Source organism: Mesorhizobium sp. M7A.F.Ca.CA.004.04.2.1 (assembly GCF_004022825.1).
Classification (GTDB): domain Bacteria; phylum Pseudomonadota; class Alphaproteobacteria; order Rhizobiales; family Rhizobiaceae; genus Mesorhizobium.
In genome coordinates, this window is record NZ_RZPH01001769.1 from 1 (window position 1) to 479 (window position 479).

Genomic DNA, 479 nt, shown 5'->3' on the forward strand with positions numbered 1-479 from the left:
CCTCTTTCCCTCTGGACGCGGCGGTGATCCCGTCACGATTTCATAACCGGCTAGCGAGCCATGTCGGCTCTCGGAGCGGCCGGCCTATTTCACGCTGCCGAACGTCAAGCCCTGGACGATGAAACGCTGGATGAAGCGGGAAGCCACGACCAGCGGCAGGATGGCAAGGACGACGCCGGCAGAGACCTTGGCGATCTGGACGCCGTTCGAGGTCTGCAACGCGGCGAGCGCAACCGGTATCGTCGCCGTCTTCGGCCCGCTCAAAACCAGGGCAAACAAAAACTCATTCCACGCCAGGATGAAGCCGAGGACGCCGGCGGCCGCGATACCGGGCATCGACACCGGCAGCACAATGCGCCAGAAGGCGCCCCAGGCAGTCGCGCCGTCGGTCATCGCCGCCCACTCCAGATCGACTGGAATGCCTTCGAAGAAGCCCATCAGGATCCAGGTCAGGAAAGGCAGGTTGAGCGCGGCATAGA

At 63.7% G+C, this 479-nt stretch carries 1 protein-coding gene; it reads right to left on the reverse strand.

What is annotated here, in order from left to right:
- Positions 1-84: 84 nt before the first annotated feature.
- On the reverse strand, positions 85-479 hold a 395-nt coding region (locus tag EN893_RS37470; RefSeq protein ID WP_164901569.1), incomplete at its 5' end, for a carbohydrate ABC transporter permease.